The 24,511-nt window shown below is 74.2% G+C and carries 21 protein-coding genes; 9 read left to right on the top strand and 12 right to left on the bottom strand.

Going from position 1 to position 24,511, the window contains the following annotated elements; all coding sequences use genetic code 11:
- Positions 1-243: 243 nt before the first annotated feature.
- Positions 244-2,742, top strand: coding sequence for a beta-glucosidase family protein (locus ACX6XY_RS26715; RefSeq protein WP_460335977.1), 2,499 nt, complete (start codon positions 244-246; stop codon positions 2,740-2,742).
- Here the strand turns inward: ACX6XY_RS26715 and ACX6XY_RS26710 are convergent.
- On the bottom strand, positions 2,730-3,260 hold the full coding sequence (locus tag ACX6XY_RS26710) for a gamma carbonic anhydrase family protein (RefSeq protein WP_460335974.1): 531 nt from the start codon (positions 3,258-3,260) through the stop codon (positions 2,730-2,732). The genes ACX6XY_RS26715 and ACX6XY_RS26710 overlap by 13 nt on opposite strands.
- 158 nt (positions 3,261-3,418) lie before the next feature.
- On the opposite strand from ACX6XY_RS26710, the gene ACX6XY_RS26705 reads away from it, so the two are divergent.
- Positions 3,419-4,156: an acyltransferase gene (locus ACX6XY_RS26705; RefSeq protein WP_460335971.1), complete on the top strand. Its 738-nt coding sequence runs from the start codon at positions 3,419-3,421 to the stop codon at positions 4,154-4,156.
- Between the two features lie 16 nt (positions 4,157-4,172).
- Here ACX6XY_RS26705 and ACX6XY_RS26700 read toward each other — a convergent pair whose 3' ends face one another.
- On the bottom strand, positions 4,173-5,045 hold the full coding sequence (locus ACX6XY_RS26700) for an EamA family transporter (protein ID WP_460335968.1): 873 nt from the start codon (positions 5,043-5,045) through the stop codon (positions 4,173-4,175).
- 94 nt (positions 5,046-5,139) lie between these two features.
- Between ACX6XY_RS26700 and ACX6XY_RS26695 the strand changes: the two genes are divergently transcribed.
- A complete protein-coding gene (locus ACX6XY_RS26695; RefSeq protein ID WP_460335965.1) occupies positions 5,140-5,736 on the top strand; it encodes a helix-turn-helix domain-containing protein in 597 nt (198 codons plus the stop codon).
- A gap of 81 nt (positions 5,737-5,817) precedes the next feature.
- Here ACX6XY_RS26695 and ACX6XY_RS26690 read toward each other — a convergent pair whose 3' ends face one another.
- Positions 5,818-6,228: a CoA-binding protein gene (locus tag ACX6XY_RS26690; protein ID WP_460335962.1), complete on the bottom strand. Its 411-nt coding sequence runs from the start codon at positions 6,226-6,228 to the stop codon at positions 5,818-5,820.
- A gap of 335 nt (positions 6,229-6,563) precedes the next feature.
- On the opposite strand from ACX6XY_RS26690, the gene ACX6XY_RS26685 reads away from it, so the two are divergent.
- The 5 genes from ACX6XY_RS26685 to ACX6XY_RS26665 all read left to right on the top strand — a co-directional run bounded on the left by ACX6XY_RS26685 (position 6,564) and on the right by ACX6XY_RS26665 (position 14,858).
- On the top strand, positions 6,564-7,598 hold the full coding sequence (locus ACX6XY_RS26685; protein WP_460335959.1) for a terpene synthase family protein: 1,035 nt from the start codon (positions 6,564-6,566) through the stop codon (positions 7,596-7,598).
- Positions 7,595-8,965 carry a cytochrome P450 gene (locus ACX6XY_RS26680; RefSeq protein ID WP_460335956.1) on the top strand — a complete coding sequence of 457 codons (1,371 nt, stop codon included), beginning with the start codon at positions 7,595-7,597 and terminating at the stop codon, positions 8,963-8,965. Before ACX6XY_RS26685 ends, ACX6XY_RS26680 begins: the two co-directional genes overlap by 4 nt.
- Positions 8,966-9,086: 121 nt before the next feature.
- Positions 9,087-11,987 carry an ATP-binding protein gene (locus ACX6XY_RS26675; protein WP_460335953.1) on the top strand — a complete coding sequence of 967 codons (2,901 nt, stop codon included), beginning with the start codon at positions 9,087-9,089 and terminating at the stop codon, positions 11,985-11,987.
- A 203-nt stretch (positions 11,988-12,190) separates the two neighbouring features.
- On the top strand, positions 12,191-13,762 hold the full coding sequence (locus tag ACX6XY_RS26670) for an FUSC family protein (protein WP_460335982.1): 1,572 nt from the start codon (positions 12,191-12,193) through the stop codon (positions 13,760-13,762).
- Between the two features lie 61 nt (positions 13,763-13,823).
- Positions 13,824-14,858 (top strand): lactonase family protein, encoded by a 1,035-nt coding sequence (locus ACX6XY_RS26665; protein ID WP_460335950.1) that lies wholly within the window; start codon positions 13,824-13,826, stop codon positions 14,856-14,858.
- Positions 14,859-14,981: 123 nt separating this feature from the next.
- Here the strand turns inward: ACX6XY_RS26665 and ACX6XY_RS26660 are convergent, their stop codons facing one another.
- Complete coding sequence (locus ACX6XY_RS26660; protein WP_460335948.1) at positions 14,982-15,902, bottom strand: hypothetical protein; 921 nt, start codon at positions 15,900-15,902, stop codon at positions 14,982-14,984.
- 95 nt (positions 15,903-15,997) lie between these two features.
- A complete protein-coding gene (locus ACX6XY_RS26655; protein ID WP_460335979.1) occupies positions 15,998-17,116 on the bottom strand; it encodes an N-acetylglucosamine kinase in 1,119 nt (372 codons plus the stop codon).
- 130 nt (positions 17,117-17,246) lie between these two features.
- Here ACX6XY_RS26655 and ACX6XY_RS26650 point away from each other — a divergent pair, with 130 nt between their 5' ends.
- A complete protein-coding gene (locus tag ACX6XY_RS26650; RefSeq protein WP_460335945.1) occupies positions 17,247-17,924 on the top strand; it encodes a uracil-DNA glycosylase in 678 nt (225 codons plus the stop codon).
- Between the two features lie 94 nt (positions 17,925-18,018).
- Here the strand turns inward: ACX6XY_RS26650 and ACX6XY_RS26645 are convergent, their stop codons facing one another.
- The 7 genes from ACX6XY_RS26645 to ACX6XY_RS26615 all read right to left on the bottom strand — a co-directional run bounded on the left by ACX6XY_RS26645 (position 18,019) and on the right by ACX6XY_RS26615 (position 24,458).
- Positions 18,019-18,831, bottom strand: a complete 813-nt coding sequence (locus ACX6XY_RS26645; RefSeq protein WP_460335942.1) for a 4'-phosphopantetheinyl transferase family protein — start codon at positions 18,829-18,831, stop codon at positions 18,019-18,021.
- Between the two features lie 18 nt (positions 18,832-18,849).
- A complete protein-coding gene (locus ACX6XY_RS26640) occupies positions 18,850-20,343 on the bottom strand; it encodes an MFS transporter (protein ID WP_460335940.1) in 1,494 nt (497 codons plus the stop codon).
- Between the two features lie 127 nt (positions 20,344-20,470).
- Complete coding sequence (locus ACX6XY_RS26635; RefSeq protein ID WP_460335938.1) at positions 20,471-20,833, bottom strand: hypothetical protein; 363 nt, start codon at positions 20,831-20,833, stop codon at positions 20,471-20,473.
- A complete protein-coding gene (locus tag ACX6XY_RS26630; protein WP_460335935.1) occupies positions 20,827-21,624 on the bottom strand; it encodes a 4'-phosphopantetheinyl transferase family protein in 798 nt (265 codons plus the stop codon). Before ACX6XY_RS26630 ends, ACX6XY_RS26635 begins: the two co-directional genes overlap by 7 nt.
- A complete protein-coding gene (locus tag ACX6XY_RS26625) occupies positions 21,608-22,810 on the bottom strand; it encodes an acyl-CoA dehydrogenase family protein (RefSeq protein WP_460335933.1) in 1,203 nt (400 codons plus the stop codon). Before ACX6XY_RS26625 ends, ACX6XY_RS26630 begins: the two co-directional genes overlap by 17 nt.
- Entirely contained in the window at positions 22,810-23,547 is a 738-nt protein-coding gene (locus tag ACX6XY_RS26620; RefSeq protein WP_460335930.1) for an acyl-CoA dehydrogenase family protein, read from the bottom strand. The genes ACX6XY_RS26625 and ACX6XY_RS26620 overlap by 1 nt, the downstream gene beginning before the upstream one ends.
- Complete coding sequence (locus ACX6XY_RS26615) at positions 23,544-24,458, bottom strand: hypothetical protein (protein ID WP_460335928.1); 915 nt, start codon at positions 24,456-24,458, stop codon at positions 23,544-23,546. The genes ACX6XY_RS26620 and ACX6XY_RS26615 overlap by 4 nt, the downstream gene beginning before the upstream one ends.
- Positions 24,459-24,511: the final 53 nt, after the last annotated feature.

Genomic DNA, 24,511 nt, shown 5'->3' with positions numbered 1-24,511 from the left:
ACTGGGCCGTGGCGCCGCGGGCCACCACCGAACCCGAGCTGTTCACGGCGGCGACCGACGGCACCGAGGTCACCTGGCCCCCGCCCCGCCGCCCGCCGCCCGCCTGCCGCGTGGCGGCTTTTCGTCGTGAACGGGGGTGTCCAACAAGCCGTCAGGTCCCTTTTGTCGCATAGTGCGTTCGACTGGTGCGTTCCATGAAATATGGCGCGTTCCATGACAGAAGGACTCCCGGAAGGACGGCCCATGTCCGACACCGTGTCCAGACGGTCAGCGCTACGCCTGCTGAGCGCCGCGGTCGCCGTCGCCGCGGCGGCCGCCGCCGACACCGCGAGACGCGCCAGCCCCTCGGCGGCCGTGGCCGTGCGCGGCCAGCGGGTCGACGCGACGCTCGCCCGGCTCACGCTGGACGACAAGATCTCCCTGCTGCACGGCGCCGAGGACCCCCGCAGCCTCGGCCAGGCCGGATACCTGCCCGGAGTGCCCCGGCTCGGCATCCCCGAACTGCGGCTCGCGGACGGCCCCGCGGGCGTACGGGTCAGCGAGCACGCCACCGCGCTGCCCGCGCCCGTGCTGCTCGCCGCGGCCTTCGACCCCGCGCTGGCCCGTGAGTACGGCAGCGTGATCGGCAGGGAGGGGCGGGCCCTGGGGCAGGACGTGCTCCTCTCGCCCATGGTCAACCTCATCCGCACCCCGTACGCGGGACGGAACTTCGAGACCTTCAGCGAGGACCCGCTGCTCGCCGCGGACCTGGTCGCCGAGGAGATCCGCGGCATCCAGGGCGAGGGCCTCATCGCGACGGTGAAGCACCTCGCCCTGAACAACCAGGAGAAGGACCGGATGACCATCGACGTGGTCGCCGGCCAGCGGACCCTGCGGGAGACGGAACTCCGCGGCTTCGAGGCCGCCGTCGCCGCCGGCGCCGGCGCCGTCATGGGCGCGTACAACAAGGTCAACGGCACCTTCGCCTGCGAGAACAAGGAGCTGCTCAGCGACCTGCTGCGGGACGACTGGGGCTTCGGCGGCTGGGTGATGACCGACTGGTCCGCCGCGCACAGCACCGTCGCCGCGCTCCGCGCCGGGCTCGACATGGAGATGCCGGACGGCGTCTACTTCGGGGCCGCGCTGAAGAAGGCGGTCCAAGGCGGCGAGGTGTCCGAGGCCGCCGTGGACCGTGCGGCGGGCCGCGTCCTGGCCGTACTCGACCGCTTCGGACTGCTCGACGGCAGCGCCCCGGCGCGCCCCGCCCGGAACCCCGAGGCCGGAGCGCGGACCGCACTGAAGATCGCCAAGGCGGGCGCGACCCTGCTGCGGAACGAACGCGGAACCCTCCCCCTCACCGGCCGCGCGGCCCGGCACATCGCCGTCCTGGGGCCCACCGGCGCGATCCCTTTCGTCAGCGGCGGCGGCAGCGCCCACGTCGTGCCCGACCGTGCCGAAAGCCCGCTCGACGCCCTCACCCGACGCGCGGGCGCCGCCGCCCAGGTCACCTACGCACTCGGCGAGGACCTCTATGGCAAGCCGCTCGCCAAGGCCGCGCTGACCCCCGGTTTCGACCCGGACGGGCAGGGAGTCGGTCCGGGGCGGACGTGGGAGTACGACGGGACGCTCACCGTGCCCGAACGGGACGAGTGGACCTTCGTCGTCCACTACTCCGGCGAGCGCCCCGAGATCCTGCTGGACGGCGACGAGCTCTTCCCCCGCGCGAAGGGCCTGGGCGAGCTCTTCAACGGAGGGCTGACGCCGACCGCGCCCGACGGGCTCACGGTGCGCCGCGCCACCCTCGACCTCGCCGAAGGGCCGCACCGGCTGCGGATCACCGCGCGGGGCGGCGACGGCGGACAGCTCTTCCGTCTGAGGCGGATCACCGGGGCGAGCCGGTCCGAGGACCTGGCCGAGGCGGTACGCGTCGCGCGCGCCGCCCGCAGCGTCGTGCTCTTCGCCTACGAGGACGCCACCGAGGGACAGGACCGGACGACCCTCGCGCTCCCCGGCCGCCAAGAACAGCTGATCGAGGCGGTCACGGCGGTCAACGAGCGCACCACGGTCGTGCTCAACACCTCATCGGCGGTCACCATGCCCTGGCTGGACCGGACCGCCGCCGTGCTCCAGATGTACTATCCGGGCCAGGAAGGCGCGGCGGCCACCGCGGCGGTGCTGTTCGGCGACACGGATCCCGGCGGGCGGCTCACCCAGACCTTCCCGGCGGACGAGCGGAAGCACCCCATGGCCGGGGACCCGCGCCGCTATCCGGGGCTGGACGGCGTCGAGGAGTACTCGGAGGGCGTGCACGTCGGCTACCGCTGGTACGACGCCGAACGGGTCCGGCCGCTGTTCCCCTTCGGCCACGGCCTCTCGTACACGACGTTCGCCTACGAGGACCTCACCGTGCGTCCGTCGAAGGGCGGCCTCACGGTGAGCTGCTCGGTGCGCAACACCGGCGACCGCGACGGGATCGAGGTCGCGCAGGTCTACCTGGGACCGTCCCCCGACCTCCGGCTCGACCAGCCGGAGCGGATCCTCGCCGGTTACCGCAGGCTCGCCCTGAAGGCGGGCGAGCGGCGCCGGGTCACCGTACGGGTCGCGCGCCGCACCCTGTCCGTGTGGGACGCCGAACGGCACGCGTGGACGCTGGGCACCGGACCGCGCGCGGTCTGGATGGGGGCCTCGTCCCGTGATCTGCGGCTGCGCGGGCGGGCCCGCGTCACGGACGGTCAGGCTTCGACGGACGGTCAGTCGTCGTAGGCGGCGCGGTGCGCCTTGGCCAGTTCGGTGTACATGGCCGCGTTGGCTTTGATGCCCTCGCGCTCCTCGTCGGTCAGCTGCCGTCGCACCTTCGCGGGCACGCCCGCGACCAGCGAGCCGGGCGGCACCTTCATTCCCTGCGGGACCAGCGCCTGGGCCGCGACCAGCGAACCAGCGCCGATCACCGCGCCGTTGAGGACCGTGGCGCCCATGCCGATCAGGCAGTCGTCCTCGACGGTGCAGCCGTGCACGGTCGCGTTGTGCCCGACCGAGACGCGCTCGCCGATCCGGACCGGGAAGCCGGGGTCGACATGCACGGTGCAGTTGTCCTGGACGTTGCTGTCGGCGCCGAGCATGATCGGACCGCAGTCGGCGCGCAGCACCGCGTGATACCAGAGGCTCGCGCCGGGGCCCAGCGTCACCTCGCCGACCACGACGGACGTGGGGGCCGTGAAGGCCTCCGGGTCCACCTCGGGGTCCTTGCCGCCGACCCCCGTGATCAACGCTCGCTCTGCCATGACTGTCTCCTTGTCGCGTGTACGCCTGTCGTCGCGTGTACGCCTGCCGCACCCACCCGCACCGTAAGCGATCTCGCGTCACGCCCGCCCTCCGGGTGGGGTGAAGATCACAGGCCGGGGCGGGCACGGCCGGTCCCGGCGCTGAGTACCGTGTCCGGGTGCCTATGAGCAGGAACACGTTCTCATCCCTGGCCGCCGGGCGGCGGCGTCTGGTGGCGCGCGCGGTCCAGGCGGGCTGGCGCTGGGCGCAGCGGGCGGGCGCGGTGACCGCCGAGCGGCCCGGCGGTCTGCGCTTCGGCGCGATCGGCGCGGGTACCCGGCTGGCGTTTCCGCAGGGGACCGTGTTCGGCGAGCCGTGGATCCGGCTGGGGGAGCACTGCATCATCGGCGAGCAGGTGACCCTGACCGCCGGGATGATGCCGGACCTGGACCTCGGGCCCGAGCCGATCCTGCGGATCGGCGACGGCGTCGTGCTCGGCCGGGGCAGCCATGTCATCGCCGACACCACGGTCACGATCGGCGACGACTGCTACTTCGGGCCGTACGTCTATGTCACGTCCACCAACCACAGCTACGACGACCCGCACCAGCCGGTGGGCAAGCAGTGGCCCCGGATGGAGCCGGTGGAGATCGGTCCCGGCTGCTGGGTCGGCACCAACGCGGTGATCCTGCCGGGCGCGCGGCTGGGGCGGAACGTCGTGGTGGCGGCGGGGGCGGTGGTGCGGGGGGAGATCCCCGACCACGCGGTGGTGGCGGGCGCGCCCGCGCGGGTGGTCCGGCGCTGGACGCGGGAGGGCGACTGGGAGCCGCCGCTGCGGACTCCGCCGCCGGTGCCGATTCCCGACGGTGTCACCCCGGAGCAGCTCCTGGCCCTGACTGAACTCCCGGACAGCTGAGCGCGGGGAGCGGGCGTCAGCCTCCCGCCAGGAGGACGGTGCCGAGGAGGGCCAGGCCCGCGCCCGTCGCCTGGACCGGGCGGAGCCGCTCGTGGAGCACGCCGCGCGCGGCGAGCGCGGTGATCACCGGGTACAGCGAGGCCAGCACCGCGGCGACCGTGACCGGACCATTCTGCGCGGCGATCGCGTACGTCCCGTTCGCGGCGACATCGGCGAGGCCCACGAACGCGAGCGCCGGGAGCGACGCGCGGATCAGGCCGAGACCGCCGTCCCGGTCCTGAGGGAGCGCGCGGCCGCCCCGCCGGACCGAGACGTACAGCGCGCCGCCGCCCACCGCCACATTGGCGACCCGCTGGACGAACAGCGCGAGGAACAGCCCTGTGACGGTCGTCGACGCCTCGGCGATCAGCGCCATCACCGAGCCGAACCCGAACGCCGCGACCAGCGTCATCAGCACCGCCTGCCGCTGTACCGGCGCGCCCCGGAACTGCGGCCCGCCCGCCAGCAGTACGCCCACGACCGCCACGCCGATCCCCGCGTACTGCAGCAGGCCTGGCCGTTCGCCGAGGACGAGACCGATCCCCAGCGGCACCACGACCCCGAGCGACCCGAGCGGCGAGACCACGCCCATCGGCCCCAGCGCCAGTGCCTTGTAGAAGGCGAGCATCGCGACCGGGCCCACCACACCGGCCGCCACCGCGAACCAGAGCTTCGGCCCCGCCTCGGTCCAGGCCCCCGTGGCGATCACGATCGCCCCGAGCACCGCCACCGCGATGCACTGCGACACGACCACTACGGTGAGCGCGGGAGTCCTGCGGGCCAGCAGCCCTCCGCCGAAGTCGGCCAGGCCCCACAGGAGGCTGGTGGCCAGCGCGAGCAGTGCGGTCATCGGGGAACCTCGCAGTACGGTGTGGTGAACCTTTGAGTACACCGCACTGTAGTGCAAGGTAATGAACCATAGCATCTAGAATATTGGACGGACTGTGTCGGACCTTGATCAGCTCACCCAGTCGCTCGCGCGCAGCCTCAAGCGCTGGCGCGCCGAGCGCGGCTACACGCTCGACGCGCTGGCCGCCCGTGCGGGAGTCAGCCGAGGCATGATCATCCAGATCGAGCAGGCCCGTACGAACCCGAGCGTGGGCATCACGGTGAAGCTCGCGGACGCGCTGGGCATCAGCATCACCACCCTGCTCGACTACGAACAGGGGCCCGAGGTCAGGCTCGTCCCCGAGGAGCAGGCCGTACGGATGTGGTCCACGGAGGCCGGGAGCTGGACCAAGCTCCTGGTGGGCAGCGAGCACCGGGGCCCGTTCGAGCTCTGGTCCTGGCGCCTCGTGCCGGGCGACGCGCACGAGTCCGACGCGCACCCGTCGGGCACGGTCGAGCTGCTGCGGGTCACCGCGGGCGAACTCACCCTGGTCGTGGACGGCGAGTCGTACCCCGTGCCGGCCGGGACGTCGGCCGCGTTCGAGGCGAACGTCGCGCACGCGTACCGCAACGACGGCCAGACGCCAGCCGAGATGACCATGGCCGTGGCCGTTCCCCCGGCGCACCCGCCGGTACATCCGCCCGCGCCCTGAGGCGCCCCGCTGGTCGCGCGGGGTGAGCCGCGGGGTCGCGGCCCTGCGCGTACCGGCCGTCAGCCCTGCGCGTACCGGCCGTCAGGTGCGCCGCGCGCCCAGCTCGATCGCCGGGCAGCGGTCCATCACCATGTCGAGCCCGGCCGCGCGGGTGCGCGCGTACGCGGCTTCGTCGATGACGCCCAGCTGGAACCAGACGGCCTTGGCGCCCACGGCGACGGCCTGGTCGGCGATGTCGCCCGCCTGGTCGCCGTTCAGGAACACATCGACCACGTCGACGGCGAACGGCACGTCCGCGAGGGAGGCGTACCCCCGCTCGCCGTGCACGGTCTGCGCGCGAGGGTGGATCGGGACGACTCGTTTGCCGTGCCGTCTGAGCACCTCGGCGACGCCGTAGGCAGCGCGCTGTGTGTTGGTGGACAGGCCGACGACGGCCCAGGTGTCGCCGAGCTCGTCGAGCACCCGGTCTATGGTCGCCTGGTCGCCGTACACATTCGCCTCCGCTTGGGTCGTGGGCCTGGGCCTGGGCCGTGGGCCGTTTCTGTCCCGGCAACGGCGCGCGCCGCGCGTTGATTCCCGGCCCGCTGCGATTCCCGGCTCACCGCACCGTCTTGGAGTATGGCTCCTGCATATGCCTATTGAAGTGATGGTTCGTCAATTGCCCGCTGTGTCCTGGTTCTTGGCGTCGAGGTCTGTTGACAACCTTCTTCGCTCTGAGCGTTAATGGTCATCTGGCTTGAATGATGTGTCGTTCATGCGCAGAAAGTGGTCGAAATTGGTAAATGTGAGCGGGGAGTGGCACGCCCGGATTTCCGCTGGAGGTAGGCATGGCCCTGCTCGACTCGCTGAACGTTCCCGACTTTCACCTCCCCTTTGAGAGCGCCAAACACCCCCAAGCGGAACAAGCCAATGCGGAGGCTACCTCCTGGGCCCTCGGCCGGGACCTGATCAAGGACGCCGCGGACGACTTCTCGGGCATCGGCTGCGGGCACCTCGCGGCGCGGGTCGCCCACGGAGCGCCGTACCGCGAACTGCTGCTGCTCAGCCAGTGGATGGCCTGGTCGTTCGTCCTCGACGACCAGCACGACCACGTCATCAGGTCGGGGCGGCTGGACACCTGGCGCCCCGTCATCGACGCCATCAACGCACACCTGTCCGACCCCCGGCGACCGGCGCGACGGCACGGGAACGCCCTGGTCGACGGGTTCGCCGACCTGCACGGAGACATCCTCGCCGGAATGCCGCCGGGGATACGCCGCCGCTACCGTGCCCACATACCCGCCATGCTGCGCTCCCTGGACCAGGAGGCCGCCAACCGCGGGAACGCACGGCAGCCGACCGTCGACGAGTATGTGCTGATGCGCCGCCACAGCTCCCAACTGCTGCCTATGATGGACATGGTGGAGGCCTCGCTGGGCATCGAGGTGCCGCAGCAGGTCTACGACAGCCCGACGTTCCAAGCTCTCCTGTGGAGTGCCGTGGACATCATCTCCTGGGGCAACGACGTCTTCTCCCTGCGCAAGGAGCACGCCTGCGGGGACAACAACAACCTCGTCCTGCTGCTGGCGTGGTGGCAGGACTACTCGCTTCCGCGCGCCGTACGCGCCGTCGAGGAACGCGTCAGCGCCCGCCTGAAGGACTTCCAGTCCGCGGCGCGGACGCTGCCGCGGGTGCTGGACGTGCTCCAGGTGACCGACCCGGCGCCGCGCGAGTCAGCGGCGCGGTCGGTGCGCGCCCTGGAGGACTGGATCATCGGCGCCGATCTGTGGCAGCGGCACGAGTGCACCCGCTACAGCGACGAGCGCTGGGTCACCGGAGGCGAAGGCGCGTACACCCGGCCGGACCTGGTGTCCGTGGCATGACGGACGACCGGACCGCGGCCCCGACGGCCGAAACGGCCGCCGCCGAGCCCGCGGTGGCGCCGGGGCGGCTGCCCGTCCTGGGCCACGCGGTGCCGCTGTGGCGCAGCCCGATCGCGTTCCTGGAGTCGCTGCGGACGGTCGGCGGCGTCGTACGGATCGACCTGGCCGCCTGGCCGGTGTACGTGCTCACCAGCCCGGACCTCATCGACGCCGTACTGGTCGGCGAGGCACAGCGGTTCGGGCGCGGCAGGATCTTCGAGAAGCTGCGCCCGGTGTTCGGCAACGGCATCGTGACCACGGACGGGGAGTTCCACCGCAAGCAGCGCCGACTGCTGCAACCGGCGTTCCGCCGCTCCCAACTCACCGCCTACGCCGAGGCGATGGCCCGGCACGCCGAGGAGATGGTCGCCTCCTGGACCGCGGGACAGGAGCTCTCGATGGTCACGGAGATGCGCAGGTTCACGCTGTCCTCCGTCGCGAAGATGATCTTCTCCGGTGACCTGGGCCGCCCCGCCGTGGCGGAGGTGCAGCGCTCGCTCCCGGTCGTTCTGGAGGGCATGCTCGCGCGCGCGGTCATCCCGAAGGCGCTCGACCGGCTGCCGATCCCGCTGAACCGACGGTTCGACCGGGCCGCCGCGGGGCTGCGGCGCGTCATCGACCAGGTGATCGCGGACTACCACACCGAGCGGACGGACCGTCAGGACCTCTTGTCGCTCCTGCTGTCCAGCGTGGACGCCGACACCGGCGAGACGATGAGTGACGAACAGGTCCGCGACGAAGTGATCGCCATCCTGCTCACCGGCACCGAGACCTCGGCCACCGCGCTGTCCTGGATCTTCCACGAGCTCGGCCGTGACCCGGTGGCTCGCGCGCGCGTACAGGCCGAGGTCGACGAGGTCGTCGGCGACCGGCCGGTCCGTCCCGACGACGTGCCCCAGCTCACGTACACGCACCACGTCTTCCACGAAGCGCTGCGGCTGCACTCGCCGTTGCTGTTCACCCGGCGCGCGCTGGCCCCGGTGACCATCGGCGGCGTCGCCATCCCGGACGGAGCCGAACTCGCGTACAGCCCCTACGCGCTCCACCGTGACCCCGCGCTGTTCCCCGAACCGGAGCGGTTCAAGCCGGAGCGCTGGGAGAAGAGCGCACAGCGCCGACCGCACCTCAACAGCTTCATCCCCTTCGGGGCGGGCCAGCACAAGTGCATAGGGGACCGCTTCGCGGCGGCGGAGGTGGTGATCGCCGTGGCGAGCGTGGCGTCCCGCTGGGACGTCGTCCACGCGGAGGGCGTGACCGTACGGGAAGTCGCCGCGGGCATGCCCCAGCCAGACGTCCTGCCCATGATCCCCCGGCAGCGGCGGTGTTGAGCCGACCCAGGGTACGGGCCTGACGGATGCTGGAAGGCGGAGTTCCGAAAAGAGGCCACAACCGGCAACCCTCCGCCGCCGTGGCCGTACACTCGGCCACACGTGCTGAAGGGGCGTTGGGATGACACAGGCACACTCTGCGGAACAGCGGCGATGGGCCGCACCACCCCTACTCGAACGGGAGTCTGAACTACACGCCATCCAGGAGGCGTTGGACGACCTGTGCGGCACGGCGCCCGACGGCTCGGGCACCCGGCGCGGCGGCATGCTCGCCTTCGCCGCACCGGCCGGGCAGGGCAAGACCGCCCTGCTCGCCGAACTCCGCAGGGATGCCGCCGACCGAGGCTGCACCGTCCTGTTCGCGCGGGGCGGCGAACAGGAGCGGCAAGTGCCGTTCCACGTGGTACGCCAACTCGTCCAGCCAGCCCTCGCGTCGCTGAACGACGACGAACGCCGTGACGCGCTGGGCCACTGGTACGGCATCGTGGCGCCCGCGATCGGCCTGACCGCCCCGCAAGGCGGCGCGGCGCCCGACCCGCAGGGTGTGCGCGACGGCCTGGACTGGGTGGTCACCCACCTGTCCGTGCGCAGTGCGCCCGTCCTGCTCGTACTCGACGACGCGCACTGGGCCGACACGGAATCCCTGACCTGGCTGACGGCCTTCGCCGCGCGCGCCGAAGAACTGGCGATGCTGATCGTGGTGGCCCACCGGCCCGACGAACTCGTCGCCGATGCGGCCGCGTTGCAGGCCCTCACCGAACGCCAAGGGGCCCGCCCGCACCAGCTGTCACCGCTCACCACGGGCGCGGTGGCGCGGCTGGTACGGGACGCCCTCGGAGACGAGGCCGACGACACGTTCTGCCGGGAATGCTGGGCGATCACCGGCGGAAACCCCTTCGAGGTCGTCGAGTTGGTCGAGAAGGGCCGCGAACGCGGACTGCGGCCGCTCGTCGAGGACATTCCGCAACTGCGCGACCTCGCCTCCGCCGTCAAGGGCAGCGGCCTCGTGGAACGCCTGGAGCACCTGGGCGCCGCCACCGCACGGCTGGCCTGGGCCGCCGCCGTCCTGGGCAGCGGCATCTCCACGGAGGTCGTGGGCAGTGTGGCCGCGCTCGGCGAAGCGCAGACCGCCGACGCCATCGAGCGCCTGCACGACGCGCGCATCCTGACCTCCCTGCCGCACGTCCGGCGCGAACAGGTCGTGGAGTTCTTCCACCCGCTCGTCGCGACCGCCGTATACCGGTCGATCCCCGCCGGGGTGCGCGTCGCCATGCACGGCGTCGCCGCCCAGGCTCTCATCGACGCGGGCCACGGCGCGGCGGCCGCCGCCCGGCACATGCTGGAGATGCACCCGGAAGGCGACCCGTGGGTCGTGCAGCAGCTGCGCCAGGCCGCCCGCGAGAACTTCTCCGCCGGAGCCCCGGACGCGGCGCTGCGATGCCTGTCCCGCGCGTTGCGGGAACCGCCGGACCTGGAAGACCGGGCCCAGCTGCTGTTCGAGCTCGGCTCGGCCGGTCTGCTGCACGAGCCCATGACCGCGGTGAACCACCTCCGAGCCGCGCTGGAGGAGCCGAAGATCGACCAGCGGCTGCGCGAAGCCGTCGTCTACCGGCTCGCCCAGGCGCTCGCGCACGCCGGCGAGGTGGCCCAGGCCACCGAACTCCTCGCCGCGGAGGCCCGGCACACCACCAGCGCCCGCACCCGCGTCCGCATGCAGGCCGAACAGTTCAAGTGGAACTCGGTGCGCGTGGACGAGCAGGACTCCGCCGCCCGGTCACGGCTGCTGACGCAGTACGCCAAACGGCTCACCGGCCGCGGTGTGGCCGAACGCCACATCCTGGGCCTGCGGGCCTGGGACTGCGTGCGCCGCGGGGAACCCGCGGGCACCGCACTGCACTACGCCGAACGGTCCCTGGAAGGCGGCCTGAGCTGGATCGACCAGGACTTCGGATTCGAGGTGCCGGTCGTCGTCGCGCTCACCTTCATGTACTGCGACCAGCCGGGCCGGGCCGAAGAGCTGTTCCACCACGGCATCGCCGAATTCGAGGCGCGCGGCTGGCGCGGCGGACACCTCTCCTACGCCTACACACTGCTCGGATATGTCTGCTACCGCCGCGGCCGACTCACCGAGGCGGAGGACTTCGTCCGCAACGGCATGCAGATCGCCAACCGCGTGGGCCAGGGCATACCGGCGCAGTGGTACGCGGTCGGCGCGCTCGTGGAGACCCTCATCGCACGGGGACGCATCGACGAAGCCCACGACATCGCCGAGGCCTACGCCTTCGGGAAGGACTTCCCGAAAGCCGTCGTGTACCCCGACCCGCAAGCGGTGTACGGAAAGCTCCTGCTGGTCCGCGGCGAACGCGAGCGGGCCGAACAGCATCTGGCCGCCGCCGGACGGCGGCTCGACCGGCGTGGCATGCGCAACCCCGCCTGGAGCCCCTGGCAGCTCGACCTCGCCGTCGCCCAGGCCCAGCACGACCCCGACCAAGCCCACGACACCGTACGGGAGGCCCTCGCGCGGGCCCGCGCCTTCGGCACACCCAGCGCCAAGGGCCAGGCGTTGCGCGCCGCCGCGGCCGCCGACCCGGCCCGTGCCGTCACCCTGCTCCAGGAGGCCGTCGACCACCTCGAACAGTCCCCGGCCGCCTACGAGCTCGCGCGCGCCCTCGTCGACCACGGCTCGGCCCTGTACGCGGCCGGCCACCTGCACGAGGCCGCCCGCCAGTACTACCGGGGCATGGAAGCCGCCACCGCCTGCGGCGCGGACACCCTGGCCACCCGAGCCCGCACCGACCTGGCCGCCGCCGGAATGCGCCCCCACCACCCGCAGATTCCGGGGCAGGACACCCTGACCGAGGCGGAGAGCGCGGTGGCCCGGCACGCGGTACGCGGGCTCGACAACGAGGCGATCGCGGCCGAGCTCCGCCTGGACGGACTCGCCGTGTCGCGGCTGCTCTGCGCGGTCTTCACCAAGCTGGGCACGGACCGCGCCGGACTGCCCCGCGCACTCGACGGCTGACAGGAGGGGGCGGACCGCTGGTCCGTTGGCTTGGTGATGGCACGGTCCGATCGCTTGAGACTGGGCCAATGGTTCAGGCGCTGGAGGTCGAGTTGAGCCACTGGGCCGCTTGATGCTTTCCTGAGTCCATCGATGGCGCTGCGGGTGGACCCGCGGCGCCTTTGCCATGTGACGAGGGGTGGAGGACCGCGGTCGTGCGGAAGATGTTCGTGGCTCCGGATCCGGGGCTGCTGCGCCTGCGGATCTCGCTGCGCGCCGTGCTGGGAGTCGGACTCGCGGTCGCGGCCGCCGAGCTCGCGGGGCTCTCCCTGACCGCCTCGATCACCGGCGGGCTCGCCGCGCTGCTCGCGCTGTTCACCGTCGCCGACGCCACCGTACGCAAGCAGGCGGTGACCACCGCGCTGCTGCCCGCCGCCGGATTCCCGGTGCTCGCGCTCGCGGCCGCGCTGCACGCGACGCCGCCGCTGCGGGACGCGGCCTTCGTCGCGGTCGTCTTCTGCGGGGTGTACGCACGGCGCTGGGGCGCGCGCGGGCACGCGCTCGGCATCTTCGCCTTCATGCAGTTCTTCGTCGCGCAGTTCCTGCACGCCGTCCCCGGCCAGCTGCCCGAGCTGTACGCCGCCGTCGCGCTCGCCCTCGTCGCGGCGGCCGGCGTGCGCTTCGGCGCCTGGTGCGTCGAGCGGCGCACCCCCCTGCCGACGCCGCCCGCGCCGCTGGCCGGCGCCGGTCTGGAACGCCCCAGCACCCGACAGGCCTTCCAGGCGACCGCCGCCTGCGCCTTCGCGGTCGTCATCGGGCAGCTGGCGTCGGGCGACCGCTGGTACTGGGCCGTCGGCACCGCCTGGTGGATCTTCGTCAACACCGCGTCACGCGGCGAGACCCTGGTCCGCGGCTTCCGCCGGGTGCTGGGCACGGTCGTCGGGATCGCCGCGGGGCTGCTGGTCGCCGTCCCGCTGCACGGGGCGCCCGGACCCACGGCCGCCCTGGTCGCGGTCTGCGTCTTCGGGATCTTCTACACCGCGGCGCCGTCGTACTCCTGGATGATGTTCTTCGTCACGATCATGGCGGGGCTGCTGTACGGGCTGCTCGGCGTACTGAACCCGGAACTGCTGATGCTGCGCTTCGTCGAGACCGGCGTCGGCGCGCTCGGCGCCGCGCTCGCCGTGCTGCTGGTGCTGCCGATCACCACACACGCCGCCACGGAAGCGTGGATCCAGCGCGCCCTGCACCGGGTGCACCGCTGCACCGCCGAGGCCGCCAGACGGCTCGCGGGCGACGACAGCGCCGATCCGACACCGCACGCCGCCGAACTGGAGGCCCTGCTCGGCCGGGTGCGGACCGCCCTCGCGCCGCTGGTCCACCCGCTCAGTCCGCTGCGCGCCCGCAAGGCCCGCGCCCGCCAGATCCTGCTGCTGCTCGACGACTGCGCCCGTGAGGTACGCGGCCTGGCCGTGGTCGCCGCCGACCCGTACGCCTCGCACGACGCCCGCCTGACCGAGGCCTGCCGCCGCGTCGCGGCGGCCCTGGAGACCCTGGTCGACAGCGAGGAGGCGCTCGCGGACTCCTTCGGCCCGCGCCCGGCACGCCGAGAGCACGCGCCCGCCGCCGCGACCTCTTCCGCGAAGACCGCGGAGACACCCGCCAGCCCCGGCGCTGACGGCCACCACCCCGGCGCGGAGGCCGCGCTCGCCCATCTGCACGGTCTGGAGCACGCGCTCACCGGTCTCGCGGCGCCGCTGCGGCGCACCCCCCACCCCGCGCTCGCCGGTACCTGAACCGTTGGTCTAGACCGCCTGCTACCGTCTGCCGAAAACCTGTCGGCGGAGGGGTTCGGACATGGACGGCGGCCGGGCGTACATCGGTTCTTTCACCACGGCGGGCGGCCGGGGCGTCACCACGGCCGCCGTCGACGCGGACACCGGCGCGCTCACCACGCTGCACAGCACGGGCGTCCAGGGCCTCGCCAACCCCTCTTACCTCACGCTGTCGGACTCCCGAGACGTGCTCTACGCCGTCGGCGAGAGCGAGCCGGGCCAGGCCGCGGCCTACGACGTGCGCGGCGCACACCCCGTACCGCTCGGCCCGCCGGTCGCCGTGGGCGGCGCGAGCCCCACCTGCCTCGCGCTCGCGGCGGGCTGTCTGCTCACCGCGAACTACGGCTCGGGCAGCGTGTCCTGGCTTCCGGTGCGCGAAGACGGCCGCCTCGCGGCGGGCGGCGTACTGCGGCACCGGGGCGCGGGCCCCGACCCTGAGCGCCAGCGGGGGCCGCACGCCCACCAGGTGCTGCCCGACCCCAGCGGACGGTGGGTGCTCAGCGTCGACCTCGGCACCGACTCGGTACGCGTCTGCTCCCTGGCCGACGGGGAGCTGCGGCCGCGCCGGGAAACGGCGCTGCGGCCCGGAAGCGGCCCCCGGCACCTGGTGTTCCACCCGCGGGGCGATCTCGCGTATGTGGTGCACGAGCTCGCCCCGACGGTGACCGTCTGTCGCTGGGACGCCCGGACGGGCGACCTGCGGCCGCTCGGCGAGACGGCGCTGCTGCCGCCGGGCGCGGACACCGGCGCCGCGTACCCGTCGACGGCGGCGGTCGCCGCCGACGGAAGGTTCCTGTGGGCCGCCACGCGCGGCCCGGACGTGATCTCGGTGCTCGCCCTGGACGGGGACGGCGTACGGCCGAGGCTCGTCACGACGGTGGCCTGCGGAGGCCACTGGCCGCGCGACCTCGCGCTGCACCCCTCGGGGCGGTTCCTGTACGCGGCGCATGAGCGCTCGGGCGACGTGACCTGGTACGCGGTCGACCCCGACTCGGGTACGCCATCGCGGTCGGGGTCCGTCGCGCTGCCCGCGGCGTCCTGCGTGGTGTTCGGCTGAGACGCGCCGTGCGCGCCGGTGCGACCCGGACCCTGGAGCGCCGACGCGGCCCGGACCCTGGAAACAGCGCGGGACCGGCTCCGCCGGAGCCGGTCCCACGTGTCTGTCGGTGCGGTCCGGGTCTTACCGGGCGGGCGCGCCCGACTGCTGCGGGGTGATGCCCAGCGTCGTCATGTACTGCGACAGGGCCAGCTTGCCGATCGCCGGGTAGGCGCCCAGCGCCTCGGCCGCGGCGCAGCCCGCTTCCTTCGCGGCCACGTCGAGCAGCCCCTCGTCGACCTCCGGGCCGATCACATGCGGCGCGAGCGCGAGCTGGGTGGAACCCGCGCCGCGCAGCTGCTCGGCGATCGCCGCGACCGCCCCGTCCTGGTCGAGCGCGGCCGCCATCACCGGCACCGCGAGCCGCGCGGCCAGCAGCATGCCGGAGATCCCGGCCGCCTGCACCGCCTCGTCGCCGCCCACCGTGGCGAGGATGATGCCGTCGGCTGCGGTCGCCACGGTGAACAGCCTGGCCCGGTCGGCGCGGGCGAGCCCGGCCTCGGAGAGCCGTACGTGCAGAGCCTCGGCGAGCAGCGGGTGCGGGCCGAGCACATCGGTCAGTTCCGCGGGGGCGCCGCTGTCCGTGACGGCCTGCCGGATCTGGTCCGTCAGGGCGCTGTCCGGGCCGACCAGCAGCGGCACCACGACGGCGACCGGACCCTCGGGCTCGGCTGCCTCGCGACCGGCCGCGACGGCCTGCTCATAGCGGGCGGTGCGCTGCTCGGCGGCGTGCGCGAGCACGGACCGCAGGTGCGGGTACTCCGCGTCGTCGCCGTTGAGGTAACCGATCTTGGCGTCCATGCCGGGCAGCTCGGAGCGGGCGATGCTCACGACCTCCTCGGCGAGACTCCGGGTGGCCGTGCTGGGCGCGCCGGGCACGGCGAGAACGAGAGCGGGTGCTCCCTCGGGAGCCACCGCGGGTTCCGGACGGCGGTGCCGACCGGGCTGTCGGGGTCGCGGCATTCGTACGGGCAGGCCGGAAGCGGGCCCATTGGGGGAGCTCATGGCGCCGCATGCTACTGGTTTCGCGGGTTGCCCCGTTTAGGGAGGGCCCATGTGTGCGGTTTCCGTCCGGAATTTTCCGCTCTGGGCAGGAAGGGTCAACTGTCGTTTTCCCCTGGTGTGTACAACAGGTGCGGATCGCGGGGCAGCGTCGTGCCGCCGCGCGCGAGGTCGGCGGCGATCCGTACGGCGCCGTCCAGCGGATCGCCGGCGGCGGGCACCAGGCGAGCGTGCGGCAGCTGCCCGGCGAGCTCGGCGCGCAGCGGCGCGAGGAGAGGCTCGCCCAGGCGGAGCAGGCCTCCGGTGAGCGCGACTTCCGGCGGCGGGCCGCCGGTGCCCGGTTCCGGGTACCTGTCACCGTCTCCGGCCCCCTCACCGCCTGGGCCCGGACACACGGCGGCCGCCGCCGCGGCGATGTGCCGGGCGGCGTCGCCCAGGATGCCGACGGCGACCGGATCGTGCCCCTCCGCCGCGCACTGCGCGACCTGGGGGGCGAAGGACGCCAGTACGGCGGGCCGGTCACCGCGCGGGTAGAGCCGTCCGGGCAGTTCGGACGGCGGCCCGAAGAACTCCCGGACGCGGGCCAGCAGCGCCGGTGAACCGCCGCGCCGCCCGTCGTACGCGCGCATCGCCGCCTCGAGTCCGGCCCGGCCGATCCAGGCGCCGCCGCCGCAGTCGCCGAGCAGATGCCCCCAGCCGTCGGCCCGCCGCCACCGGGTGAGATCGGTCCCGAGCGCGACCAGGCCGGTGCCCGCCGCGACGACCGCTCCAGGGCGCGCGCCGAGCGCCCCCGCGTACGCGGTGACGGCGTCGGCGGCCAGCGCCAGGCGCCGCACCCCGAGCGCGTCGGCCAGCGCCGACGGCAGCCTGGCGCGCAGCTCCCCGCCGAGCGTCGCCATCCCGGCGGCGCCGATGGCGACCGCTCCGACCACGGTGCGGCCGTCCGTCGCACCGTGGCCGGACGTGCGGGGCGGCGCGCCCGAGACCCGTTCGATCAGCCCGAGCGCCATCGGAACCAGCTGCTCCAGCAGATGGTCCGCGTCGATACCGCCGGGCCCGGTCCGCACCGGCTCCTTCGACGTGACCGTCTCCACCGGCCGCGGCCCGTCCCGGACACCCAGCGCGACCCGTAGCCCCGAGCCCCCCGAATCCACACCGAGCACACAGGACGTCCCCCCGTCCTCCGGACCGACGCCGGGGCGGGACTGCGGCTTGATCACTGGACGCGGCAAGCTCCTCAACCTTCCGGTGACGACGAGAAGGAAGCGTAGCGCCGAGCGGCGGCGCCGGGTACGGGAGCTTCGCCGTTGTGCGGGACCCCGGCGTGGGCCAGTAGAGTGACGCGTTGTGGCACCACGACCCTTGAGTGAACTTGTCGAAGCGGGCTGGGCGAAGGCCCTGGAGCCCGTGGCCGGGCGGATCGCGGGCATGGGGGACTTCCTCCGGGCCGAGATCTCCGCTGGCCGGACGTATCTCCCGGCCGGGGCACATGTCCTGAGGGCCTTTCAGCAGCCCTTCGACGACGTCCGCGTCCTGATCGTCGGCCAGGACCCCTACCCCACGCCGGGGATGGCCATCGGGTTGAGCTTCGCGGTGGCGCCCGAGGTGCGCTCGCTGCCGGGCAGTCTGGAGAACATCTTCCGTGAACTGCATACGGACTTGGGGCTGCCGAGGCCGTCCAACGGCGATCTGACGCCGTGGACCGAGCAGGGGGTGCTCCTGCTCAACAGGGCGCTGACCACGGCCCCCAGAAAGCCCGCCGCGCACCGGGGCAAGGGCTGGGAGGAAGTGACCGAGCAGGCCATCAGGGCGCTGGCCGCGCGCGGGACGCCGCTCGTGTCGGTGCTGTGGGGCAGGGACGCGCGGAATCTGCGGCCGCTGCTCGGTGACCTCCCGGCGATCGAGTCCGCGCACCCGTCACCGATGTCGGCGGACCGCGGCTTCTTCGGCTCGCGGCCGTTCAGCCGGGTCAACGACCTTCTGGCACGGCAGGGCGCGCAGCCGGTGGACTGGCGCCTGCCGTAGCGCGCGTACGCCCTGACCGCGCGTACGCCCTGACCGCGCGGGCGAACGGCGGCGCGGTCAGGGCGGGTTCGGGCGGCGCGGTCGCGGCGCGCGGTCAGACGCCGGGGCCCGGACGCCCGCGCGACGGCGGATCGCTGCCGACCGTGTCGCGTAGCGACAGCGCCGCCCGGTTGCCGTACGGCACCTCGACGTCGGCGATGGTCCAGCCGGGCACGCGCCCCCGCTGGCCGCCGCGGCCGACGTAGTGCGTGGCGGGGTCGCCGGACAGGCCGATGCCGACGCCCTTCAGATACGCCTCCTTCCGGGTCCAGATCTCGGCGAACGAGGCGGGCCGTTCGGCGGCGCACAGCGCGGCCAGCTCCGCGGCCTCCCGCGGGTGCAGCACCTCGGCGGCCTCCGCGACGGTCTCGGCCGTCGGCACCGCCTCCACGTCGATCCCGACCGGGGCGCCCGCGAAGGCCAGCAGGCTGAGGTCACCACTGTGCGAGAGCGAGAAGTGCAGCGTGCTGCCGGGCACGACCGGCCGCCCGTGCGGCTCGCCGCAGCCGGGGCACGGCGCCCGCGCGATCGTCACCTGGCGCGGGGCGCAGCCGAGATAGCCGCCGAGCAGGCGCCGCAGCGCCACATGGGCGGCGAGGTAGCGGGACCGGTCCAGGCCGTGCGCGAACTCGGCGGCGCGGGCCTGTTCCCCGGCGTCCAGCAGTTCCCGGGCGAGCCCGGCGGCGCTGGCGCCGTGCCGGGCGGCGTCCACCAGCCATACCTCGGCCCGGCCGGGACCGGGCGGCCGGACCGGACGCGGGCAGCCGTGACCGGCGGGCAGCACGGCCGGTACCAGCGGCCGCGGTGACTCGGCGGCCGTCGGCGGGACTACGCGGTGGGTGGGGTCGATGGCGAGAACGGCGTTCATGGATCACCTCAGAGAGAATCAGAGGGAAGCCGATGCGGTTCCGGTGGCGGGGGAGCGGTCGTCGGCCGGGGCGCCGACCGTGACGAGATCGTCTTCGGAGGCTTTGGAGATCCCGAGCCCTGCCGCGCCTTCGGGCGCGGGGCTCTCAGCGGCGGGCGTCGCGTTCGTCTCGGTCGCCTCGGGCGTCGCGTTCGTCTCGGGCGTACGGTCTTCGGGCGTACGGTCTTCTTCCGTCGCGAGGCCCTCGACCACCGTGTCCTCGGCCGCGGCGTCCTCGGTCGGTGGGTGGCGCAGCGACAGCAGCGCGCTCACCGGGGAGATACAGGCGACCAGCCCGCACAGCAGCCAGGTGGCGGAGACCCCGAGCAGCAGCGAGACGCTGCTGAACAGCGCGATCGACGCCGGGCCCGTGCCGATGCCAGCCAGGGACAGCGTCGACATCGCGGCACCCATCCGATCGCGCGGCGCGGACTGTTGGTACACCGTCACCATCGCGGGGCCGTTGAACCCGGAGAGTACGCCGACGGCGGCCGCCACCGCGCACAGTCCCACGACCGAGGGCAGCAACGCCATGGTGAGGATGCCCGCGGCGATGCCCGCGCCGGTGATCACCAGCCGCACGAACAGCGGTATCCGGTGAGCCAGTACGGCGCCCAGCGCACTGGACGCGAGGGCGCCGACGCCGAACGACGCGACCACCAGCCCGACGACCGTGACCTTCCAGCCACGCTCGTCCACCAGCAGCGGAAGGGCCACCTCCAGGGGCCAGTTGAACGCCAGGTCCAGTGTGAAGGCCGCCACGAACATCCAGCGCAGGCGCGGCAGCTGGGCCAGCAGCCGCAGGCCGTCGGCGGAGCGCCGGACCAGCGACTCGCCACCCTCCCGGACGGGCCGCGGCAGCCCGCGGGTGACGTACTGCAGGCAGCACAGCCAGGCGGTGCAGGTGCCCGCGGTGACCAGCATGGCGTGGCCGAGGTGTCCGGTGGCCGTCAGCCAGGCGCCGACCGGGGCGCCGGCCACCGGCGCCAGCCGGACGACCATCGCGTACAGGGAGTTGGCGCGCGCCAGGTGGTCCCGCTTGGCGAAGTGCGGCATCAGCGAGGACGACGCCGGGCTGCCGAGGCCCAGCAGGCTGCCCTCCAGCGCGCCGATCACCGCCAGCGGCCAGAGCTGGTCCACGGTGAACACCGTCGCCGAGCCCGCCAGCAGTACCAGCACACGGGCGCTGGTGGTGCGCAGCAGCACGAAGCGCGGGCCGAGTATGTCGGCGAGGGCACCGCCGAAGATCAGCATCAGCGCGCGCGGCAGCGAGGAGGCCAGCAGCACCACGGTGACTCCGGTGGTGCCGCCGAGCTGCACCGCGGTCCAGGCCATGGCGACCAGCAGGACGAAGCTGCCGCCTTGGGCGAGCGCCTGGCCGCCGACCAGTACGCCTACCCGGTCCCACTGGACCTGAGGCGGCGGGGCGGGGGCCGACGCCGGATCGGCGGACGGATCGGATGGATGACGCATCGGGGGTACCTGCCTTTGCTCGCCGTGATAAGGGATCAGACGGATGGGGAGAGGGGGAGGTGAGGGGTATGAGGGGATAGGCGTGATCGGGTCCGGCGGGGCTGTCGCCCTCTTCCGCCGGACCGGTCTAGGGCGGCGGACAGACGCGGACGCGTACCGTGCGCGGTCCGCCGCGCAGAGCGGCGCTCACGGCTCGGGTCGCGGCCAGCCGCTGCGCGCGAAGGAGCGCGCGGCGCGCGGGTCCCGTCATCGGGCCGCGGCACCGGACGGTGATCTCCAGACGCCCGCCGAGATGGCCGTAGCCGAAGGACGTCAGCGCCAGGACCGCCGCGCGCGCGGCCTCCTGGGCACAGGCCGACCGGACGGTGACCGGCGGCAGCGCGGACGGCACGAAGCGCGCCTGCACACTGCCGCCCGGCAGCCGCCGCCCGCACACGGTGCGGCGTGGGCGCGGCGGCCGACGGCGGTCGGCCGACGCCGGGGTCAGCATGACACCGCCCCGGTCGACGGCGTCCGGGTGCGCGCCCCGGACGGCGGCCAGGCGAACAGCCGCAGCGGCCCCGGCGTCCGCGTGGCGGCGGCGACCGCCGCCACATAGCCGGGCGGCGCGGGCAGGTCATGCAGGAACCAGCGGAAACCACGGGCCGCCACCGGACCCGGTCGCAGCACCGGCAGCCGCAGCCCTTCCAGCAGACGCCCGCCGACAGACTTGACGCAGGCCTCCTTGCGGGCGAGCAGCCGGTGGTACGCGGTGCGCCGACCGTGCGGACCGCGGGCCGCGGCCACCGCCGCGGCCTCGTCGGGCGGCAGATACCGCAGGGCGAGCGGCAGCGCGCCACGGACGCCGTCGCCGACCCGTTCGATGTCCGCGCCGACCGCCGCGCCACGGGTGACGGCCAGCAGCGCGTAGCCGCCCGAACGGCTCAGGCTCCAGTGCCAGTCGCGGAGTTCGCCCGCGAAGACCGGTTTGCCGTGTTCCGTGGTCGTCCAGCGCAGCGCGGCCGGCGGCCGACGCAGATAGCCGCCGAGTACCGTACGGACCGCGGCATGGGCCACGGTGAACCTGCGCGCCGTGTCCGGATCGCGCAGGGCCCGCGCCCGGTCCAGCTCCGCCGTGCTCAGCACCGCGGACGGCGTGGCCGACGGCGCGCCGGGTCCGGCCACGGCACTGGGCGGGCCGTCGTCCAGCGGGATCAGCCAGAGGTCGATGCCCGGCGGTACGCCCGGCGCGGCGGCCGGGGCGCGGTAGCCGGAGACCGGGGTGTCAGGCCGCGTGGGCACGGCGCTCACCTCCCCGTTCCTGGAGACGGGCCTGGGCGATGCCGAGCCGTTGGACGTTGGAGGTGCCCTCCATGAACTCGAACGCCCGCGCGTCACGCGTCCACTTGTCGAGAAGCGGGTGCTCCCAGCGCGCGCCGGGCCCCAGCGCCTGGGCCGCCCGCGCCGTCACCTCCTCGGCGAGACGGGTGGCGCGGAGCTTGGCGGCGGAGGCCGCCGTGCCCGAGCCGGGGTCGCGGTCGGCCGCCGCGGCCGCCGCGGCCACCATCGCCCGTACGCCGGTGAGCCGCCCGTGGAAGTCATGCGCCCGGTAGCCGCGCAGCGCCCCCGGAGCGGTCCGCAGGTTTTCCTCGGCGTAGTCGTGCGCGGCCTGGGCGACGCCCAGGGCCAGCGCGGCGACCACCGGGCGGAAGCGGTTGAAGGTGCGGGTCGCCGCCCACATGCCGCGCCGGGTCGCGCTGCGGTGTCGGCCGAGGATGTCGTCCTCGGTCACCGGCACCCCGGACAGCCGCAGTTCGCTCAGCTCCAGGCCGCGCACCCCGAGGGTGTCCAGGGGCGTCGCCGTGAACCCGGTCCGGTCGGTCTCCAGCAGCACCGCGGCCAGGCCCAGCGGCCCCGGCCGTCGGCGGGCGAAGACGACCCCGACGGCGGCTCGCGCCCCGTTGCCGATGAACCGCTTGACGCCGGTCAGCCGGAGCCCGCCGTCGGGGGCGTCGACGAGCGCCGTACGCATCGACGCCGGGTCGGAGCCGTGCTCCGGCTCGGTCATCCCGAAGAACGTCCAGACGGGTTCGGGCCTCGCGAGCAGCCCGTAGTAGCGCTCCCGCTGCCCGGCGTCGGCGAGTTCGGCGATCATCCGGCCGGACATCGCCGGGCCCGGCAGTCCGAGTGCGACGCCCGCGTCGGCGCGTGCCAACTCCTCCCAGATGACGGTCTGTTCGGAGCAGCTCTCACCGGTGACGGGCTGGCCGTCCACCCGTATCGGCGTCGGACGGCACTCCGCTGGCAGCCCGGCGAGCTGCCGCCAGGGCAGGGACTCGGACACCAGGCCCGGCAGCAGCGCCGGGTCGCGGTCCACCGTCAGCGACACCTCCCGCAGCGGCCGGGCCAGTTCCCGGACGGCGGCACGCAGCCGGTGGGCGGGGACGGCGGGCGGGGCGGGGACGAGAGCGGGGGCGGGGGCGGCCATCACGGCTCCTCGGTCGCGGCGTCGGCGGGGGAGTAGACCTCGGCGAGCAGTTCCGAGGCGCGCACGGTGCTGCCCGGACCGTCGGTCAGGAATCCGTGGGCGCCGTACAGCTGCAGGCAGATCCGTCCGCAGGCGTCGACGGCCCGGTGCGCCCGGCGGAGCGCGGCCGGGGCGTCGACGTCCGCGGCCAGGGCGCGGGCCTCGGCCAGTGCGGCGGCGGCCTCGCCGACCATGCCGCGGACCATCGGCAGCGACAGGACGGCGACGGCGCCCGAACCCTGCCGTACGGTGCGGTCCCGGAGCCGGTCGGCGGCGGTGCGCAGCAGGGCGTCGGCGGTGCCGAGCCGGACGGCCAGCAGCCCGGCCGCCCAGGCGGCGCCGTCGGCGCCCGGCGCCGGGCCCGCGCCGTCGATCCGCAGAGCCTCCAGCCAGCCGTCCGTGTGGCGCGGCCCGCCGCGCACCCGGCCCAGCCGCTCCAGGGAGGCGCCGGAGGTGCGGGCGCGCGGCCCGTCCGGGGAGGTGTAGCGGGGTTCGGCGGCGAGCGTGGCGGGCACCAGCAGATGCCCGCCGGGCCCGGCGGGCAGCACCGCGGGGGTGACCGTGCGATGCAGGGCGAGCAGCGCCGGGACGAGCCCCTCGTCACGGGCGAGCGCGGCGAGCTGGGCGACCGACGGCGCGGGCGCGGGCGGTGAGGACGTCGACGGCGGTGACGTCGACGGTGGGGCGAGCGGGGTCATGTCACAAGCTCCTTCTCCGGCGCGGGCCACGGGACGTCCGCAGACGCGCCCGGAGTGCGGACGTGCGGGTCCAGGGCCGCCTTCGTCCAGGTCAGCGGCACCGCGCAGTGGTAGGGCAGCGCCGGGTCGCGGTCGGCCACCAGCACCGTCGCGCCGTCGTCGGGACCGGTCGCGGCCCACCGGGCCAGCTCGGCCCAGACGCCGGTGGTCGGCAGCAGCGGATCGGCGGTGACCAGCCGGACGCCGGGGGCCGGGGCGAGTTCGGCGAGTCCGGTCCCGGCGAACACCGTGCGGGCCGGGCCGTACCCGCCGAGACACGGCTCGGGCGGCGGCCCGGCGGCCGACGGGTCGCCCCGACGGGCCGCTACGGATATCCGGACCGGGCCGAGCCGGGGACCCGGCCCCGCGTCGGCGGCCAGCAGCAGCGCCACCGCCGACGCGGCGCCGGGGCGCTGCCCGCCGACCGGGCAGGGCGGCAGGGTGGGCTGCTCCAGCGCCAGCACCAGGGCCCGGCGGCTCCGGCCGGTCGCCAGCCGTGAGGCGGCGATCCGCAGCGCGGTGAACGGCGCGGCGGGGCCCTGCTCGGACACCCCGAGCACCAGCGGGTCGGTGCCGGTCAGGTGCGCCAGGACGGAGCCCGGCATGGTCTCGTGACGCCAGTCGGGCACGCCCATGGCGAGCACGATCAGGTCGAGGCCGGCCAGCGTGCCGGGGCCGAGCGACCGGGCCGCGGCCCGGACCATCTCCTGGTAGCCGACCGCGTCGTCGGGGAGCCAGTCGGGCAGAGCCCGACCGGCCATCTCGTCCCAGTGGGATCGGGCCGCGTCCAGTTCGGCCGCCGAGGGCCCCGGCAGGTCCGCGGCATCCGCGGGAAAGGTCAGGGTGAGGGCGCGTTCCAGACGGGGGGCCACGGCGTCAGCACGTCGGCCGCGGCCCGCCTCCGGGCGCTGGAAGGCAGGCACCG

It is taken from the genome of Streptomyces sp. O3 (assembly GCF_054788135.1).
Note: the sequence above shows the minus strand (reverse complement) of the source record. Positions and strands in the feature narration are given on the sequence as shown.